The following is a 16,862-nucleotide window of genomic DNA, read 5'->3' as shown; positions in this document are numbered from 1 at the left end:
GGCTCGGGGCGGATCGTGCGCACTGAGGAGCAAGTAATGAGTATATTTTCGAAGATAAAGCATGCGTTCCAGAGTGTCGGTCACGACCTCGAGAAAGCCGCTAAAGCCGTCGTGCACGGCGTCGAGCACGTGGCCCATACGCTGGAAAAGGACCTGAAGAAGGTGCTGCAGGACGCACTGGCCATGACAGAGGCGCTGATGCAGGGCAATATGAAGCTGGCCATGCAGGACCTGCTGAAGACGGCCGATGATGTCGGCAAGACTGCGACGGACGCGGCCACCGCGAGCGCGGACGCCACGCTCGCAGGCTTGCAGAACATGCATCTCGGCAAGGGTTTCGATAAGGTGCTGAACAAGGTCGACAAGGGCGTCCAGACCGTCGAGAACGACGTCAACAAGGGCGTCGATGCGGCCGCCCAGGACCTCGTGTCGTCGGCCGAAGGCGTGGTCTCGGGCTCGGTCAACGCAATCAAGGATCTCGCGCATGGCAACTTCAAGGGAATGGTGAACGACCTGGCGACGGTCGGGGAGGACGCGCTCGAAGTCGCCGCCGATCTCACGCCGGAAGGGCTCACCGCGACCGTGGCGGCATCGACGCTCGCGGCCGCGCATATCGGCAGCGAGGCGCTGGACAACACGATCGCCGCCGCAATGCATGGTGGCATCGGCAAGGTCGTCAAGTCGGTCACGGAGATGGAGGCCGGCCAGGGCGCGCAGAAGTTGGCCGGCAAGGTGCTTGGCGGCGCAGGGGCAGGGGGCGGTGCCGACACCGTGATGGCAGCGGGCGGCGACGGGCTGATGCTGGCATCGCTTGCCCCCGCCGGCACGGGACGCCGTGGCGGCCACCGTGGCGCCGAAGGGCCGCATGAAACGCGTTCGATGGAAACCGCAACGACGAAGAACGCGGGCCCCGAAGGACACGGGCACGGCGACGGAAAGACCGATGGGGATAGCAGCAAGGCGAACGGCTCGAAAGAGAAGGAGGCCAAGTCGAAAGACAAGAAAGACGAGAACGACAAGGACGGGAAGACCCAGCAGGCGGGGCCGCCTCCCGGCGTGCTCGATACGCTGCTTCTCAGCTATCTCGCCGACAATCGCCGGCGCGTTGCCTGAGGCTGTGGCGCAAACAGCCCATCGCCGTCTCGTCGCTTTTTGCCTTTGGCTTTGCTTGCGCCTTCTGCTTTCGTTTGATTCATGAACATACGGCCCGCACATCGTGCGGGCCGCATTTCGTCGCGCAGGCAGTGGAAGATGGCCGCAGGCACTGGGCCCCGCATGGTTTCAGGGTTTGTCGTCGATGGCCGAGGTCGTCGGTTGCCGTGGCTGGAGCTGCGGCATCGGCAAGGTGGAGATCTGCGCGACACGAGTCATCGCGGGCACGCGCGGAAAGTTCATTGCATCGGGCGGCAGCGCCGCGGGGCCCATGCCATCGCCCACGCCTATGTTTGGGACAGTCCTTGTCCCATTCATGCCGCCGCTGGTGCCACCATTCTCGCCACCACTCGCCCTGCCACCCGCGGCCGCCGACAGCACACGCGGCGTGAGCAGGAACAGGCGCTGAAACCGCTGCCCCTGATGCTTGCGATACTTGAACAGCTCGCCGATGAGCGGAATCTTCGACAACACAGGCACGGCGATCTGCGTATGGTCGTCCTGATCCACCGAATAACCCGCAATCAGCAGACTGTCGCCCTCATTGATCAGCGCCTGCGTGTCAATCGTGCTGTTGCTGACCACGGGCAACTGCCCGACCTGCTGGTCGGTCAACTTGCCGTCCTCGATATGCACGTCCATGCGAATCTGCTCACCGTTGCCCGAGTTCACGATGGACGGCAGCACCCGCAGCGACACGCCCGCCGACACGCTGTAAAGATCCGCCGACTGGTAACCCGCCACCTGCACGTAGAACGTCTGCTTGTTGTCCATCAGTGCTTCAACGTTATCCAGCGTCTCGACCTTCGGGCTCGCCGTGATACGTGCCTGATCGGTCTGCTGCATCGCGCTGATACGGGTCAGCAGATAGCGCCCCGCTCCGCCGACCACCGCCGTCAGCACGCCGCCCGCCGGTGTAGCGAGCACGCCCGCGCTGGCGACGTCGAATGGATTACTGAAACCCTGCGGATTGAGCGAGCCCGGGTTGCTTGTCTGAGACTGCTGGCCGTTGCCTGTCTGGATATCGACGTGACCTGAGTGCAGCCGCCAGTCGACGCCGAGTTCCTGCAATGCGTTATCGGTGATCTCGATGATGCTGGCGTCGATCTCGAGGATGCCTGGACGCGTGTCCAGCGATTCGATCAGAGAGCCGAACGCGGCCATGTTCTCCGCGCGGTCCCGCACGAGAATCGAATTGCTGCGCGAATCTGCTTCGATCGTCGGCGCCGCCTGCGCCGCATGCTGTCTCGCGCGTCCCGCTGCGGGCGCAGCACCGCCGTCACGGGCCTGATTCGAGTCCATGCTTGCGTCCACCATGCCGCCTGACGGCGGCGGCGCCATGCCGTCGTCGCGAGCGCCGTATGACGAGCCGGCGCCGAGGCCCGGCAGCGTCGGCAACGGCGGCGGATGTCCGCCCGCCGATCGGGTCGCGCCCGTCGTCATGCCGTCGTCCTGCATCTCGCGCACGCTCGGCACGCGGTAGGCGTCGCGCCGTGCCGGCGGCGCATCGCCCGATGCATCGCCGCCGGCGGCCGGTACGCCCTGACCATACAGGGTGCGCAACAGCGACGCGACACCGCGCACGTTGACGCTGCGGCCATTGATCGCAATGCTACGGTCGGTCGCCCATGCGTAGCGCAGCGGAAAACGTTGCACAACGACCTTCGCACCAGGAATCGATTCGTGATCGATCAGATGCGCGACATCCGTCACGAGGTCGACGAAGCGCGGTGGACCGGAGACGACCGCCGTGCGCGATACGCTGTCGTAGCGCACCGGGAAACGCGGGTCCTCGATCTGCAGGCGGCCGAGTGCGCGCCGCAGATCCTCGGTGCTCGCATGGGTCAGGCCGAGCGTCGCGCTGCGGGCTTCGTTCGCCCCATAAATGCGCAGCACCGAGCCGTCGAAATACCACAGCACGCCGAACGATCCCGCCATCTGGTCGAGAAAGCGCTGCGGCGCAGCGTCGAAGCGCCCCGTCACCGTGCCCTCGACATGCGGCGAGATCCACGTCATTACATGCTGGCTCGCACCGAAATCGCGCAGCACGTCCTTGAGATCCTTATGATCCGCGACGTATTCGAAGCGAGTGCCCTGCCATGTGACAGTTTCGGCATGGGCCGGCAATGCGGCGGCTGCCATGAGGGCTGCGCACAGCATGCGCACCCGGAAAGCCGCGCCACGGCGGCCGAAAACGATTGCATTCATGGCAAGCCCTTAGCGTTGGATCGTCTCGGACGGCGACTCATTGAACTCGCGGCGATAGCCCTTGGCCAGCGCGGAGCGGCTCTTCAGGCCCCAGCGGCTCGCGGTATCGAAAATCGAGCCCTGCACGCGATCGTCGTTCAGCAGGTCGTTACGGATGCTTTCGAGCCGCAGCTTGCGAATCAGCGCATGCGGCGACATGCCGATCGAACGCTTGAACGCGAGTTGCAGCGCGCGCTCCGTCACGTCGATCTGCGAGGCGATTTCGCGCGTATTCAGATCGGCGCGTTCGAGATTCTCGACAATGTACCGATACGCGCGGCGATATTTCACCGTGAGACGTGACGAAATATCGTCGGCCGGCAGCGCGCGACTCGCGGCGGATTGCGTCGCCCCGAGGCCATGCGTCTCGCAGCGCAGGCAACGCAGCGCCTCGGACGCGTAGTTCGCATAGAGCCTGAGTGCCTCGGCCGGATTGCCCCGCCGCACCGCGAGCTTCGATACGCAGTACAGGTAGTCGAAATTGCAGCGGCGCGTGCCCGTATCGGCTTCCGCGCGGCTGACTTTTTCGAGCACCGTGTCGGCAACGTCGTCGAGTCCGCCTGCCAGGCTCGCCAGCACGATATCGATTTTAGCGAGAAACGCCTGGCCCGCACCGCGAAAGTGTTTTGGATGGCTTATCAGCTCGACGAGCGGTGCCACGGCAATGCGTTCGCCGCGCGCGAGCATCGCAAGGCGCTCCAGATACTCGTGCCGCTGCGCAAGAAGCGCAGGCATCGGCGACATCAACACCTTCGTTTCGGTGAGCTTGCGCGTCAGATCGGCGCGATCGCCCGCACTCTGCGCGCGCGCCAGATGCGCAGAACTCCAGAACGCGTGGTCACTCAGCGTGGTCGCCGTACGGATGCCCAACTGCACGTCAAACTCGCGGGCGAGCAGCGCGATTACGAGACGCCAGCCTGGTTCTTCCTGCGTGTCGGCGAGTTCCGCAGCGCGAAGTAGCGCGTCGTCGGCATCGCGCTGACGTCCCACCTGATGATGCACGAGCGCCGCGGCGATCAGTGCTTCGAGGACATCGGCCGGCGACGCGGCGTCGTCATCGACGATGCGCGCAAAACATTTTGCGGTCGCGCCGTAGCGGTCGCGCATCATCAGTTGCCAGCCCGCATTGCGGCACGACAGCACGCGCAGGCGATTGTCGTCACCTACGTTCATCTTCTGAGCACGGCGGTACATTTCTTCCGCATCCTGCTCGTAGCCGAGCAGAAGCGATGCGTCGGCGACCGCAACCAGCCGCGCGTCGTCCGCTTCCACCAGTTTGTGCGCCGGCCGCTCGAGCACATCGTCGACCAGGCAGTAAGCGCGTTCGGATGCGCCGTCGAGCATCGACGTCGCATACGCGGGCAGACGGCGCTTCTGTGCAAGACCTGAAAGCAAAGCAAAATAGATCGTCGAGAACATGATGGTTCCACCTCAGGATGTGTCCGATGCGGCGAACCCTACGATTCGCCCTGCGAGACCTGTGGTCCCGGCGGATTGCCGGGCACGGAAACCATGGTAGAGACATCACGCTCACGAAAACTCAACAATCGGCACGACACTTCACAACAATATTCAGCGTCTTCAGTGTACTGGATTGGACAGCATTCCTTTCGCCAATACAGCAGACAGATCGCCGAGCCGCACGTCGGTGACGACCTGTGAAGCGAATACCGCGACGAGTGCGATCAGCATCAGCACGCCGATCACGCCGCGCAGCGGCTGGCTGAGCGAAGTCGGTTCGAGCCGGTCCGCGGCGCGCGCGACGATGCCGAGACCGAGATCGACCAGCACCAGCACCAGCATCACGGGCGTGCCGAGTTTCGCGAGCGCGGTCCAGATCGAGTCGCTGCGCTGGATCAGAAATGTCAGCGCGGTGTCGGCAAGCGACGGATAAAGCACATATGTCGGCCACCATTTGAACGACTGGAACAGCGCGCCGAGAACGAACAGCATGCCCCCGCCGACATAGAACAGCGTCACGACGAGTTGCAGCAGCAGCGTCGACACCGGCGTGCTCTGGTCGCCTCGTAGCGGGTTGGTCATCTGCACGTTGTTGAACCCCGCGAGGTCGTCGATCAGCGTGCCGAGCGACTGCGCAATCCAGAACACCGTCGCCGCGCTATAACCGAATGCCAGACCGAGAAACGCCTCCTTGCAGGCGAGCACCAGCAGCATCGCGCTGCTGATCGACTCGAACGCCTGTGGGGCCTGCCCCGCGGCGACGAACAGGGTCAGCACGTAGACGACGCCGTTGCGTGCGGTGCCAGGCAACACGGTGTCGCTCGTCGCGGGCAGCAGGAGGAACGTCACCATGATGCGAATGCCCGTGAGCACCATCATGACGATGAAGTCGTGATACGCCTCGAACCAGCCGAGCAATGCCTCGGCCCACGTGTGAAAGTCATGCGTCATGGCGATCTCTCATGGCTACCGCGCATGGCGGCGGGCCAGCAGGTTTTCGGCGGCTTCCTCGTCGGCAGCGAGTTCGGCGGCCACGGCCGCGGCGCGCAGCAGCGTGTCGAGCTTGCGACGGCATTCATCGAACGAACCTTGGGCTTTGGACAGTGCAGCCGCCTGTTCGACCACCTGCGCCTGCTGACGCTCGAGCGCGGTACGCTTCTTGCGCTCGGCCGCGCGCGCCTCGTCGAGCGCTTCCTTCAGCGGCCCGCGCCACGCGTCGTGAAGCAGATAGTGGGACGTGGGCAGACGCATTGCGCCATCGAGCAGGGATACGATGCGGGCCTCGTGCTCCACCTGATTGTTCTGTGCTGCAGTGCGCGCCTGCACGGCTTCGTCGAGCAACGTCTGACGCTCCGCGAGCGCTTGCCGCTCACGCGCGAGATCGGCCTCGATGCGCTCGCATCGCCGTGCCTTCGCCGCGACGATGGTGCGCCACTTGCGGATCGCGGACGCCGTCATGAGTCGCCGAACTGGGCGAATTCGGCAACGAACGCATGCGTCGCGTCGCCGTCGGCCCATTCGTCAGTACGTTGTCCGAGGAACGCATCGATCGTCTCGTGCTGCGCCACGGCGTCGTCGGCAAGCGGGTCCGCGCCCGGCTGATATTCGCCCATCTGCAGCAGCAGCTCGACATCGACGTACTTCGCGATCAGCTTGCGCATGCGCGCTGCGCCGTCGCAATGCCCGGGGCTCGCGACCAGCGTCATCACGCGACTCAGGCTGTGCAACACGTCGATCGCGGGATAACGGTTACGCGCCGCGATCGCACGCGACAGCACGAGGTGTCCGTCGAGAATCCCGCGTACTTCCTCGCTGATCGGATCGTTGCCCTCTTCGTCTTCGGCGAGCACGGTGTAGAACGCGGTGATGGAACCTTGCTTGCCCATCCCGGCACGTTCGAGCAGGCGCGGCAGCTCAGCGAAAATCGAGGGCGGAAAGCCGCGCCGCGTGGGCGGCTCGCCGGCGGACAGACCGATCTCGCGCTGCGCGCGCGCGAAACGCGTCAACGAGTCCATCATCAGCAGCACGCGCAGCCCGCAATCGCGGAAGTACTCGGCAATCGCGGTGCCGACGTAAGCCGCCTTCGCGCGTTCAATCGACGATCGGTCGGAAGTCGCGCACACCACCACGCTGCGCGCCATGCCGTCTTCGCCGAGTATCAACTCGATGAACTCGCGCACCTCGCGGCCGCGCTCGCCGATGAGCACGATCACGTTGACGTCGCACTGCGCACCACGCGCAAGCATGCCGAGTAACGTGCTCTTGCCGACGCCCGCGGGCGCGAAGATGCCAACGCGCTGACCTTCACCCACCGTCATGAGGCCGTCGATCACGCGAACGCCAGTGTGCAGCGGCGTATCGACCATGCGCCGCGTCAGCGGATCCGGCGCCGCGGACATCACCGGACGCGGCGCATCGCAATGGATGGGACCCGCACCGTCGATCGGCTCACCGAGTCCGTCGAGCACGCGTCCGAGCAGCGCGTCGCCGACCGGCACCGACAGCGGACGTCCAAGCCCCGTCACGCGGGTGGTGCGCGACAGGCCCGCCACGCTGCCGAACGGCGCGAGCAGCGCGAACTGGCGTGTGAAACCCACCACTTCCGCGCGTTGCAGCAGCATACCTCGCGCGTCGCGCAGTTCGCACTGCTCGCCCAGCGTCGCGTCAAGTCCGCCAACCTTCAGCAGGGTGCCGACAGCCTCTACGACTTTGCCCTGCCGCGTGGCACCGTCGGCGACCAGAAGCTCCTCGCTCAGCGCATCGATGAAAGCGGTGACCTCGGTCATCGCGGGGCTCCGGCGGGGCGGGACGGGCCGACGTGCAGTTCGGTTTGCCAGTCGGGTTCGGCGTCCGGCCGCATGCCGTCCCGGGCGTCGCACGGGAAGTCGGCAAGCGCATCGCCGCTCGCGTCGGGCATCGTGCGTTCGGCAAACAGCGGCGCATCCGCAACGACTCGACTGCTCTCTACTTCCGTGCGCGCGACGCGCCGGATCGCGGCGGCAAGCGCGCGCAGTTGCGAAGGCAAGCCGGCCTCGATCAGACCATGGTCCCACTCGCACACACAGCTGCCGGGTTCCACCGCGCCATCACTCACCACGTCCGGATTGACCGGCCAGCGGTGTTCCTCGGACGCGCGTCGAAATGCGCGTGTCGCGTCCTCGACATCGCATGCGGCGACGCGCACCGTCAGAAACGACGTATCTTCAAGGCTGCGCGAGATACTCGCGGCAATCTGAGCGAACAGCGCGTCGCGGTCCGCTTCGCCGAGCACTCGCGTGATCGTGCCCATCACGACATCGGCGATGCGCTCGCGCAATGCCATCAGGAGATCGCGCTCGGTGGCCGCGCCGCGCAGCATCGCCTCATGTGCTTCGCACAACGCGCGGCGCCGGCCCGCTTCGTAGCCGAGCCGCGCAGCGTTATCGTATTTCGTCTGCGCCGCTTGCAGCATGCGCTCGCCCTCTTCGACCGCCTCCTGCCGGATCGCGTCGGCATCGCGTTGCGCGCTCGCGAGCAGTTCATCCGCGCGGCGCTCGAAATGAGCGGATGCCCGATCGAGTTCGATCAGCTGCGCGAGTTCCGGCGCGCGCAGCACATCGCGATCGATGCCAATGCCGCCTTGCGGCCCTCTCAGCCAAATAACCATGTCAACTCCGGGAACAGCGCGCCACACGCGAGAAGAAAGTCCGCGGACCCGTGAGGATCGATCGATGCGTTTGCGAACGCACCTTCGTCACCGGCGGCGTGATCCAACGCGACGCTGATCAATGTCCGCGCGGGCGCAAGCGTAAACGCGCCGTCGCGCTCAAAGAGCGCATGACCGGCGCGCGCGAGTGCATCGACGGCGAGATCGGCGGGAAGCACGGTACAAGCCGAAGGGATATTCAGGCCCAGTTGCATGAGCACGGTCAACGCGTGTTCACCCAATGCATCGCGCAACACGCGGCGTCTCGCGCCCGAAACGATCCGGCGCAATAGCCCACGCGACGGCCAGATCGCCCGCCCGGCGAGCACCCGGCGCGACCACGCGCCGTCGAGCAACGCAAGCCGGTTCGCACGCGCGGCGAACGCACTGACGGGCACGGCCGGTCCAAGCCATATATCCCGCGCGACATACCACGCGCGGCTCGCACCGTCCGTGAACGGTACGTTCAGGCGACTACACTGCTCTTGGCCGGAACGCGACGCCGCTTCCGCGATGCGCGCTTCGTAAGCAGTGAGCCATTGAAGCAGGCGCGATGCGTCCGGTATCTCGGCATCCAAAAACGCAAGTTCTTCCGCTTCCGCCCGGGCCGGCGTGTGCTCATTGGCCCTGAACGCATCGGCTCCCGCTCGCGCCACGCTCACGTCGGGGCTCCGTCTGCCCGCCGGCGAAAGCGCATGCCCACGCTCATCAATCCCGAACCGAACCGGCGCGCGAGCCACGCAAGCATCGCGGCGAGCAGGCCCACTGCAACGATTGCGCCCGCCCACAACCACTCCGGCGGCACGCGCGGCGCAACGGCAGCTGGCGCCTCGGGCGCGGCCGTGCCCGGCACCATCGTCACGCTGACGTTGTCGTAAGTGAGGCCCTCGACCGCATGCACGACGAGGTTCTTCAGATTCGGCGTGAGCGTCGAGACGTCCGTGCCCGGCAGATACTTGATGAACACCGCGGCCGATGACGGCTTGACCGTCGCAGCGAGCGGATCGTTGTTCGGCAGCACGATCTGTACGTTCGCATATGCCACTCCATCGATTCGCGACAGCACTTCGGACAGTTGCTGCGAAACGCCGTAGATGAAGCGCACACGTTCCTCGGTCGGCGTGGAGATCAGCCCGTCCTTCTTGAACATGTCGCCCAGATTCTGGAAGCGCTGATGCGGCAACCCATGCGCGCGCAGCACGTCCATCGCGCGGGCGAACTGCTCGCTCTGCACCGCCACGCTCCAGGTCTTGCCACCGTCGTCCGTTTGCTTGCTCGCATCCACGCGCGCGTCGAGCAGCACCGCCAGCATGTCGTTCGCGTCGCTCTCGGACAGTTGCGCAAAGAGCTGCTTGCTGCAACCGGTCATCAACACCGCGACGAAACACAGCAGCACGGCCCTGCGTGCCAGCTTGAGGTAGGAAGCCATCTTGGTCCGTCCTGTCGTTCTGATTCGGCTACTGGTTCTTCATCAATGTCTGCACGGAGCCCTTGGTGCCCTGCGCGACCGCCTCGCCGACATAGAGCTTGCCGACCATCTCTGACACCTGCATCTGCACCTTGATGGACTGCGCCACGGCCTCCTGCGGCGTCATCAACGGGGCCTCGCCGGCAAAACGGTCGACGTCGCCACGCAGGCTCGCGACTGCGTGGTCCTCCTCGGTAACGACTTCCGTCAGTGCCGAAGGACCATGCGAGCGCGAAGCGCTCGGCGGCGCGAGGCGTGCAGCATCGAGCTTGCTGCGAAACAGATCGACGAGTGCCGAGCCGGGCTCGGACAACGTGTTTGCGCCCGCTGCGCCGCCTGCCGCGGGCCGGCTCACGGCTTCCTCGCGCGTGACGGCGGACGTGGCCTCAAGCGGCGGCAACGGTGGAATCATGGGGTTCATCGCGATTCTCCGAGCCTATGCGCGCAGATGGCGGCGCTGCATCAACTGCTGCAACGCGCCGCGATCGATTTGCACCTCGGCCGCCGGCGCGGCTTTGTGCTTGCCCATTAGCGTCATCACAAGTTCGACGGAATCCGGGTCTTCATTTTTGTCCGCCACTTCGTTGGCATAGATGCGCCACGCCGGGTCGTCGAGTCCGCACAGCGATACCGCCAGCAGTGCCGCCACGTAAGGGCCGAAGGAGCCGCGCAGAGGGCGCTGCTCGAGCGTGCGCAAAAGGCGCACGGCTTCCGCGAAGTCGCGCCTGCGAATCATCAGCCATGCGTCGTACGCGTGCAGTTCGACGAACTCGGGACGCAAGACGTGCAGCGCGGCCAGCAGCCGCTCGGACTGTGCGATATGGCCGTGCTTCGCACCAAACATCAGCGCCTCGATCAATGCCGACACTAGCCGGTTACTGCATTTCGTCAGGGACATGGAGCACTCCTCTTGAGATCAAACGCCTGTGCCTGCGTGTCTGCCGACGTGGCAAACGGCTGCGCGGTGGCCGACGCTGGGGTGAACCGTAACGCCCACGTTCCGCGTCGGCCGCCCGTTGCGGCGAAACGTGAGCGCACTGAACGAAAGGCGGGGTTCGGCAGCGCCTGGCTTCGGTACGGGCTGCGTGCGGGCCCGCCCGGGCTCGCTCGAATTCGTGGCCGGCTTCGGTGCCGGACCCAACGATTCGCCGCGCACGTGAGTCGCAGCGACGCATGCCGCCGACAATCGACCGCAATTCCCCTCCCCGACGACTTCGCGATGGCCGACGAAAAAACTGAAGAGCCAACCGACAAGAAGCTGCGCGATGCGCGCCGCGACGGCGAGACCGTGAAGAGCACGGACCTGCCGTTCGCCGCAATCCTGCTTGTGGCATCAGTCGGCTTTACCGTTGCCGGGCCTCACATGGCCGAACAGTTGCACGTACTGATGCACCGCAGCCTCGACGTCGCCCGAATGGAGTCGCCCGGGGTGCAGTTGCGCGACCTGCTCGTCGAGGCCGGCACGTGCGCATTGATGCTGGTACTCCCTGTCGCGCTCGCCGCGTCGATCACGGGCATCGCCGCGCTTGCGGCGCAGGTAGGCCTGCAGATCTCGACCAAGCCGCTCGAGCCGAAGTTCGATGCGATCAACCCCGCGTCGGGTCTCAAGCGCATCTTCTCGCTGCGCTCGCTGATCGACCTCGCGAAGACCGTGATCAAGGCGGTCGTGATTTCCGCGGTTCTGTGGAAGGCGATCGTCCTCCTTACACCGTTGATGATCGGCGTCGTATACGAGCCGCTCGACAGCATCGACGGCATCGCGTGGGGCACGCTGTGCAAGCTGTTCGGCATTGCGGGCACGCTCTATCTGGTGATCGGCGCCGCCGACTACGGTGTGCAGCGGTGGCTCTTCATTCGCGATCACCGGATGAGCAAGGACGAAGTGAAGCGCGAGAACAAGAATTCGGAAGGCGATCCACATATCAAAAGCGAGCGCCGCAAGCTCTCGCGCGAATTCGCGTCGTCGGCACCGCAACAGCCCGTGAAGCACGCCAATGTGGTCATCGTGAATCCGACCCACTACGCGGTCGCGCTGCGCTACGTCCCCGCCGAATGCGGACTGCCGCGTGTGATCGCGAAGGGCGTCGATGCGGAGGCGCGCGTGATCCGCGAAGAGGCGGCACGGCGCGGCATTCCGGTCATCGGCAATCCCCCGCTCGCGCGGGCGCTCTATCGCGTCACGCTGGACGACTCCATTCCCGAACCGCTGTTCGATGCGGTCGCCGCAGTGCTCGCGTGGGTCGAAAACATCGGCGGACGGCGCAGCGACGCCGAGGCCACTACCTGACATTCACGGAGAAGCTCATGTTCAAGACAGTCCGCCTCAACGAGTTCGGCGGCGAAGTCGCGATCGCATCGCTGATCGTCGCGGTAATCTCGCTGATGATCCTGCCGCTGCCGCCGTTTCTGATCGATGCGCTGCTCGGCCTGAACATCACGATCAGCGTACTGCTGCTGATGGTCACGATGTACATACCGAACGCGAGCTCTCTGTATTCATTTCCGTCGCTGCTGCTTTTCACGACCCTGTTCCGTCTGTCGTTGAACATTGCGTCCACCAAGTCGATCCTGCTGCATGCGGAGGCGGGCCACATCATCGAGAGCTTCGGCGAACTGGTGGTAGGCGGCAACCTCGTGGTCGGGCTCGTGGTGTTCCTGATCATCGCGACCGTGCAGTTCATCGTGATCGCGAAAGGATCGGAACGGGTCGCCGAAGTCGGCGCGCGCTTCACACTCGACGCGATGCCCGGCAAGCAGATGAGTATCGACGCCGACGTACGCGCCGGCAACATCACGGCCGAAGACGCGCAGCGCCGCCGCGGCATGCTGGCAATCGAAAGCCAGCTGCATGGCGGCATGGACGGCGCGATGAAGTTCGTCAAGGGCGACGCCATCGCAGGTCTGGTGATCACGCTCGTGAACATTCTCGCAGGCATCGTGATCGGCGTGAGCTATCACGGGATGACCGCAGGCGAAGCAGCGAACCGCTTTTCTGTACTGTCGATCGGCGACGCGATGGTCTCGCAGATTCCGTCACTGCTGATCTCGGTCGCAGCGGGCATCCTCATCACGCGCGTCGCCGACGAACACAGCAAACCCAGTTCGCTCGGCACCGAGATCGTGCGTCAGCTCTCGACCAGTTCGCGCGCGCTCTATGGCGCCGCCGTGCTGCTGGGTGGCTTCGCACTCGTGCCGGGCTTTCCGTCGGCGCTTTTCGTGCTGCTGGCCGCTGCGCTGTTCGGCGGCGGCCATGTGCTGCGTAAGCAGACGAAAAGCAAGGAGCCGAATGCCGGCCCGGAACTGTCGTCGCTGCGCACCGACGGCTACAAAGGGCACCCACCGACCATCGCCGCGCATCCGCCCGCCTTCGCCGCCCCGCTCTCGGTATGTCTCGCGCCGCAGCTCGCGGCGCAATTCGACACGGCCACCTTGAATCGCGCATTCGACACGACGCGCAGGGCGCTCGTCAACGATCTCGGGTTGCCGTTTCCGCGCACCGCCGTGTGGACCAGCGCCGCCGTGCCGAACCCTTCGTATCAGATCCTGTTGCACGACGTGCCGCAACCACCGGTCGAACTACCGGCCGCGAAAGCCGGCCGTGAACAGGCGCTTGCCGATGCGGTCGGCGACATCGTCCGCCAGCACGCACATCTCTTTCTCGGCCTGCAGGAAACGCAATGGATACTGGAACGCGTCGGCGTCGAGTATCCCGGGCTCGTCGCCGAAGTACAGAAGGTCGTGCCCGTGCTGCGTATCGCCGAAGTGCTCAAGCGGCTGCTCGAGGAACACGTGCCGATCCGCAACCTGCGCGCAATCTTCGAGAGCCTCGTGAACTGGGGCGCGAAAGAGAAAGATCTGCTGCTGCTTACCGAATACGTGCGAGGCGATCTCGGCCGCTACATCGCGCACCGGGCGACGGGCGGCACCAGGCGGTTGGCCGCGATCGTACTCGACGTCGAGGTTGAACAGACCATCCGCCAGTCGATCAAGCAGACGCCGGCAGGCAACTTCCTGACGCTGGAACCGCAGCAGGTCGAGCAGTTGCTCGAAGCCGTCGAAGAGCTGGTGGGCCCGCAGCCACCAGATGGTCTCGCGGTCGTCACCTCGATGGACATCCGCCGCTACTTCCGGCGCATGATCGAGCAACGGTTAAAGGGGTTGGAGGTGTATTCGTTCCAGGAACTGGGCGAAGACGTCGATCTGCAGCCAGTCGGCCGCGTCGCGTTCTGACGGCGCCCTGCCGGAGATTTGACGGAATAGCACGCGATGACACGCATTCGATCCACCCGCGAGATACGCATCACGCCGCCTGTGCCACCACGCACCGACACCGCACCGCATACGGCGGACAGGTGCGTCAGGTCGTCTGTCTCCAGCGAAACCGATCCCGACGTTCAACGTTTCGGCTTACTTTACGACGCCGCACGTCAACGAAGCAGCAACGGCGAAGAAGACCAGACGTCGGGTCATGGTTCGCCGGATGACAACGCGCGTGACGACGGTTTCCATCAAGACGCTCACGCCGACACATCGTCGCTGGATGGTGCTGCGGCGCTGGATACGCCACCCTCGCCTCTCCCCGTGATGCCCCCGCTGCCGCCGTTGCATCCGCTTTCGGGTGCACTCATGGCGCTGCGCAAAGGTCGCCGCGCGTCGGTGGCGGATTCAGGCGGCACTGCAAACGCATCCGGCCGCCGGATGACGAGGGAACACCCACCCGATTCGCACGACGCAATCCCCGACGAACTATTTGGCATCCAGATGGTTCGCCGCTGCGCTCGGGCGGCCGAAGGCGATCTGCTCGCCCAGCATCTCGCGGAACAGGTAGCCGGATTTTGCACGAGCCCCGCAGTCAGGCGCACGGGACAGTGGGAGATCGCTGTCGAACTGGATCCCTCCATTCTTCCGCGCACGCAGCTGCATCTGAGCCTTTCGGGCTCGGCCCTAACGCTTCGTTTCGATAGCCGCGACCCCCGCGCCCGGCAGCTAATCTGTGACAACGGCAACGAGTTGAAAACCCGGCTCCAGGCCCGTCTCGACAGCCGGATCGCGGTGGAAGTCACTGTACTCTAAAGGAATCCGAATCATGTCATTGCCCCAAGGCTGCACCCGCGTCGCGGACAGGCTGCGCCACTACACGCCGGCGCTCGCCGGCGTGTCGCGCACGCTGTTTGATGCGCGCAGCCGGCTTGCCGGCCTTGCCTTCCGATTAGCGGCCGCACCTGCCGTGGGCGCCCAGACGCGCAGCGCTGCGGGTGCCGCTCATGCCGTGCGACTGCGAATCGGCAGCGCACAAGGCGAGCTATGCGTGAGCGTCGACGTGAGCCGTCATGCGGCGCTGCAAGCGATCGGGCTCGAACCGGATGCCGAGCGCCGCACCGCGCTTGCCAACCTGTGGCTCGCTGGGCCGCTCGGCATGCTGGCCGGACACGGCGTCGCACTGCCGTCCGTGCAGGACGTTTCATTTGACGCCGAACCGCGCGGCAGCGCGCACAGCGCCGGCGCACTACCTATCGGATACGAGCATGCGGGCGTCGCCCACACGGTCACACTGCTCGAAGCACCCGCCGCGCTCGCTGCTGCACTGGAGCGCCGACTGACGTCCAACACGTCCACGCGAACACCCGACATCGCGCTGCCCGATGCGCTCGCCGGCCTCGCCGTGCCGACCCGCGTCCGGCTGCGCAGCCGCCGCTGCGGCGCGGCGCTGCTGGCGTCGCTGCGCACCGGCGACGTGCTGCTCGGCTGGCCGCGTGCGCGCGATTATGCGCATGGTGCGCCACTCGAGCACGCGATCCTGCTATGGGGCGCGGCAACTGGCCGCGCCGCGTGTGCGCACGCGCGCATCGACGGACGCAACCTCATTCTTGACACGATTCCAGAGATGATGAGCCACGACCACGACCTTTCCCTCGACAGTTTGTCCGAACCCTCTTCCGAGTCTTCCGGCGACGCCTCGGCCACCGGCCATCCCGTCGATCTGAGCGATGTCGAGCTGCCGGTTCATATCGAGGTGGTGACCGTCAATCTCACGTTCGCACAGATCGCCGCATTGCAACCGGGTTACATCCTGACCTTGCCGCTTGCGCTTGCCGACGCGGAAATCCGCCTCGTCGCGCATGGGCAAACGCTCGCGCTCGGCGAACTCGTCGCGGTCGGGGACAACCTCGGCATCCAGATCCAGCACATTGCGAACTCCGATGAACGGCACACCTGAAATCGCGTCCCTGCTCGTCGCCGCGCTCGCGCTCGCTGTCCTGCCGTTCGCCGCGATGGTCGTCACGTCCTACACGAAGATCGTGGTCGTGCTCGGGCTGCTGCGCAACGCGCTCGGTCTGCAACAGGTGCCGCCCACCTCCGTCCTGAACGGCGTCGCGATCATGGTTTCGTGCTTCATCATGGCGCCCGTTGGCATGGAAGCGATGCACCGCGCCCAGCTTTCCGGCGAGGGCGGATCCGGCATGCAGGTGATGCCGCTCCTCGACGCCGCGCGCGAGCCGTTTCGTGTGTTCCTGAAGCGTCATGCGTCTGAGCGGGAAAAAGCCTTCTTTCTGCGCTCGGCCCGCGAGATTTGGCCGCCCGAGCGTGCCGCCGAACTCAAACCCGACGACCTTATCGTGCTTGCGCCCGCCTTCACGCTGAGCGAGCTGACTGCCGCGTTCAAGATGGGCTTCCTGCTGTACCTCGCCTTCATCGTGATGGACCTCGTGATCGCCAACGTGCTGATGGCGCTCGGACTATCGCAGGTCAATCCGACCAACGTCGCGATTCCGTTCAAGCTGCTGCTGTTCGTTTCATTGGACGGTTGGTCGACGCTGATCCACGGACTCATCTCTACTTACAGGTGAC

16 protein-coding genes are annotated in these 16,862 nt (G+C 65.2%); 6 read left to right on the top strand and 10 right to left on the bottom strand.

The annotated features are described in order from the left end of the window. The first annotated feature begins 36 nt into the window (after positions 1 to 36). Positions 37 to 1,113 carry a hypothetical protein gene (locus U5A56_RS23605; RefSeq protein WP_257774465.1) on the top strand — a complete coding sequence of 359 codons (1,077 nt, stop codon included), beginning with the start codon at positions 37 to 39 and terminating at the stop codon, positions 1,111 to 1,113. Between the two features lie 168 nt (positions 1,114 to 1,281). On the opposite strand, the gene sctC is transcribed toward U5A56_RS23605, so the two are convergent. From sctC to U5A56_RS23555, 10 genes are all read right to left on the bottom strand, one after another. Beyond that, positions 1,282 to 3,360, bottom strand: a complete 2,079-nt coding sequence (gene sctC, locus U5A56_RS23600) for a type III secretion system outer membrane ring subunit SctC (RefSeq protein ID WP_257774466.1) — start codon at positions 3,358 to 3,360, stop codon at positions 1,282 to 1,284. Positions 3,361 to 3,369: 9 nt separating this feature from the next. Further along, positions 3,370 to 4,818, bottom strand: a complete 1,449-nt coding sequence (locus U5A56_RS23595; RefSeq protein ID WP_257774467.1) for a helix-turn-helix transcriptional regulator — start codon at positions 4,816 to 4,818, stop codon at positions 3,370 to 3,372. Positions 4,819 to 4,980: 162 nt separating this feature from the next. After that, positions 4,981 to 5,811 (bottom strand): type III secretion system export apparatus subunit SctT, encoded by an 831-nt coding sequence (sctT, locus tag U5A56_RS23590; protein ID WP_257774468.1) that lies wholly within the window; start codon positions 5,809 to 5,811, stop codon positions 4,981 to 4,983. Positions 5,812 to 5,826: 15 nt separating this feature from the next. Then, a complete protein-coding gene (locus U5A56_RS23585) occupies positions 5,827 to 6,318 on the bottom strand; it encodes a hypothetical protein (RefSeq protein WP_257774469.1) in 492 nt (163 codons plus the stop codon). Next, positions 6,315 to 7,646, bottom strand: a complete 1,332-nt coding sequence (sctN, locus tag U5A56_RS23580) for a type III secretion system ATPase SctN (protein ID WP_257774470.1) — start codon at positions 7,644 to 7,646, stop codon at positions 6,315 to 6,317. The genes U5A56_RS23585 and sctN overlap by 4 nt, the downstream gene beginning before the upstream one ends. Further along, a complete protein-coding gene (sctL, locus tag U5A56_RS23575) occupies positions 7,643 to 8,533 on the bottom strand; it encodes a type III secretion system stator protein SctL (protein WP_321924805.1) in 891 nt (296 codons plus the stop codon). The genes sctN and sctL overlap by 4 nt, the downstream gene beginning before the upstream one ends. Continuing rightward, on the bottom strand, positions 8,491 to 9,207 hold the full coding sequence (locus tag U5A56_RS23570) for a type III secretion protein HrpB4 (RefSeq protein WP_257774473.1): 717 nt from the start codon (positions 9,205 to 9,207) through the stop codon (positions 8,491 to 8,493). The genes sctL and U5A56_RS23570 overlap by 43 nt, the downstream gene beginning before the upstream one ends. Further along, positions 9,204 to 9,974, bottom strand: coding sequence for a type III secretion system inner membrane ring lipoprotein SctJ (gene sctJ / locus U5A56_RS23565; protein ID WP_257774474.1), 771 nt, complete (start codon positions 9,972 to 9,974; stop codon positions 9,204 to 9,206). Before sctJ ends, U5A56_RS23570 begins: the two co-directional genes overlap by 4 nt. Before the next feature lie 28 nt (positions 9,975 to 10,002). Continuing rightward, on the bottom strand, positions 10,003 to 10,434 hold the full coding sequence (locus tag U5A56_RS23560) for a hypothetical protein (protein ID WP_257774475.1): 432 nt from the start codon (positions 10,432 to 10,434) through the stop codon (positions 10,003 to 10,005). Positions 10,435 to 10,449: 15 nt separating this feature from the next. Further along, the gene (locus tag U5A56_RS23555; RefSeq protein ID WP_257774476.1) at positions 10,450 to 10,911 is read right to left on the bottom strand and encodes an HrpB1 family type III secretion system apparatus protein; all 462 of its coding nucleotides are present in this window, start codon (positions 10,909 to 10,911) and stop codon (positions 10,450 to 10,452) included. Between the two features lie 36 nt (positions 10,912 to 10,947). Between U5A56_RS23555 and sctU the strand changes: the two genes are divergently transcribed. From sctU to sctR, 5 genes are all read left to right on the top strand, one after another. Next, on the top strand, positions 10,948 to 12,300 hold the full coding sequence (sctU, locus tag U5A56_RS23550) for a type III secretion system export apparatus subunit SctU (RefSeq protein WP_257774478.1): 1,353 nt from the start codon (positions 10,948 to 10,950) through the stop codon (positions 12,298 to 12,300). A gap of 17 nt (positions 12,301 to 12,317) precedes the next feature. Beyond that, complete coding sequence (locus tag U5A56_RS23545; RefSeq protein ID WP_257774479.1) at positions 12,318 to 14,243, top strand: FHIPEP family type III secretion protein; 1,926 nt, start codon at positions 12,318 to 12,320, stop codon at positions 14,241 to 14,243. A 36-nt stretch (positions 14,244 to 14,279) separates the two neighbouring features. After that, positions 14,280 to 15,086: a type III secretion system protein SctP gene (gene sctP, locus U5A56_RS23540; protein WP_257774480.1), complete on the top strand. Its 807-nt coding sequence runs from the start codon at positions 14,280 to 14,282 to the stop codon at positions 15,084 to 15,086. An 82-nt stretch (positions 15,087 to 15,168) separates the two neighbouring features. Further along, a complete protein-coding gene (sctQ, locus tag U5A56_RS23535; RefSeq protein WP_321924798.1) occupies positions 15,169 to 16,230 on the top strand; it encodes a type III secretion system cytoplasmic ring protein SctQ in 1,062 nt (353 codons plus the stop codon). Continuing rightward, the gene (gene sctR / locus U5A56_RS23530; protein ID WP_257774579.1) at positions 16,214 to 16,861 is read left to right on the top strand and encodes a type III secretion system export apparatus subunit SctR; all 648 of its coding nucleotides are present in this window, start codon (positions 16,214 to 16,216) and stop codon (positions 16,859 to 16,861) included. Before sctQ ends, sctR begins: the two co-directional genes overlap by 17 nt. Position 16,862 lies beyond the last annotated feature (1 nt).

This window comes from Burkholderia sp. BCC1998 (genome assembly GCF_905339875.1).
Lineage (GTDB): Bacteria > Pseudomonadota > Gammaproteobacteria > Burkholderiales > Burkholderiaceae > Burkholderia.
This window is presented reverse-complemented; position numbering and strand designations above follow the sequence as displayed.

Excerpts from the sequence above, each read along its gene's own strand:
- U5A56_RS23605 (WP_257774465.1), top strand. The coding sequence starts at position 37 with ATGAGTATATTTTCGAAGATAAAGCATGCGTTCCAGAGTGTCGGTCAC.
- sctC (WP_257774466.1), bottom strand. The coding sequence starts at position 3,360 with ATGAATGCAATCGTTTTCGGCCGCCGTGGCGCGGCTTTCCGGGTGCGC.
- U5A56_RS23595 (WP_257774467.1), bottom strand. The coding sequence starts at position 4,818 with ATGTTCTCGACGATCTATTTTGCTTTGCTTTCAGGTCTTGCACAGAAG.
- sctT (WP_257774468.1), bottom strand. The coding sequence starts at position 5,811 with ATGACGCATGACTTTCACACGTGGGCCGAGGCATTGCTCGGCTGGTTC.
- U5A56_RS23585 (WP_257774469.1), bottom strand. The coding sequence starts at position 6,318 with ATGACGGCGTCCGCGATCCGCAAGTGGCGCACCATCGTCGCGGCGAAG.
- sctN (WP_257774470.1), bottom strand. The coding sequence starts at position 7,646 with ATGACCGAGGTCACCGCTTTCATCGATGCGCTGAGCGAGGAGCTTCTG.
- sctJ (WP_257774474.1), bottom strand. The coding sequence starts at position 9,974 with ATGGCTTCCTACCTCAAGCTGGCACGCAGGGCCGTGCTGCTGTGTTTC.
- U5A56_RS23560 (WP_257774475.1), bottom strand. The coding sequence starts at position 10,434 with ATGAACCCCATGATTCCACCGTTGCCGCCGCTTGAGGCCACGTCCGCC.
- U5A56_RS23555 (WP_257774476.1), bottom strand. The coding sequence starts at position 10,911 with ATGTCCCTGACGAAATGCAGTAACCGGCTAGTGTCGGCATTGATCGAG.
- U5A56_RS23545 (WP_257774479.1), top strand. The coding sequence starts at position 12,318 with ATGTTCAAGACAGTCCGCCTCAACGAGTTCGGCGGCGAAGTCGCGATC.
- sctP (WP_257774480.1), top strand. The coding sequence starts at position 14,280 with ATGACACGCATTCGATCCACCCGCGAGATACGCATCACGCCGCCTGTG.
- sctR (WP_257774579.1), top strand. The coding sequence starts at position 16,214 with ATGAACGGCACACCTGAAATCGCGTCCCTGCTCGTCGCCGCGCTCGCG.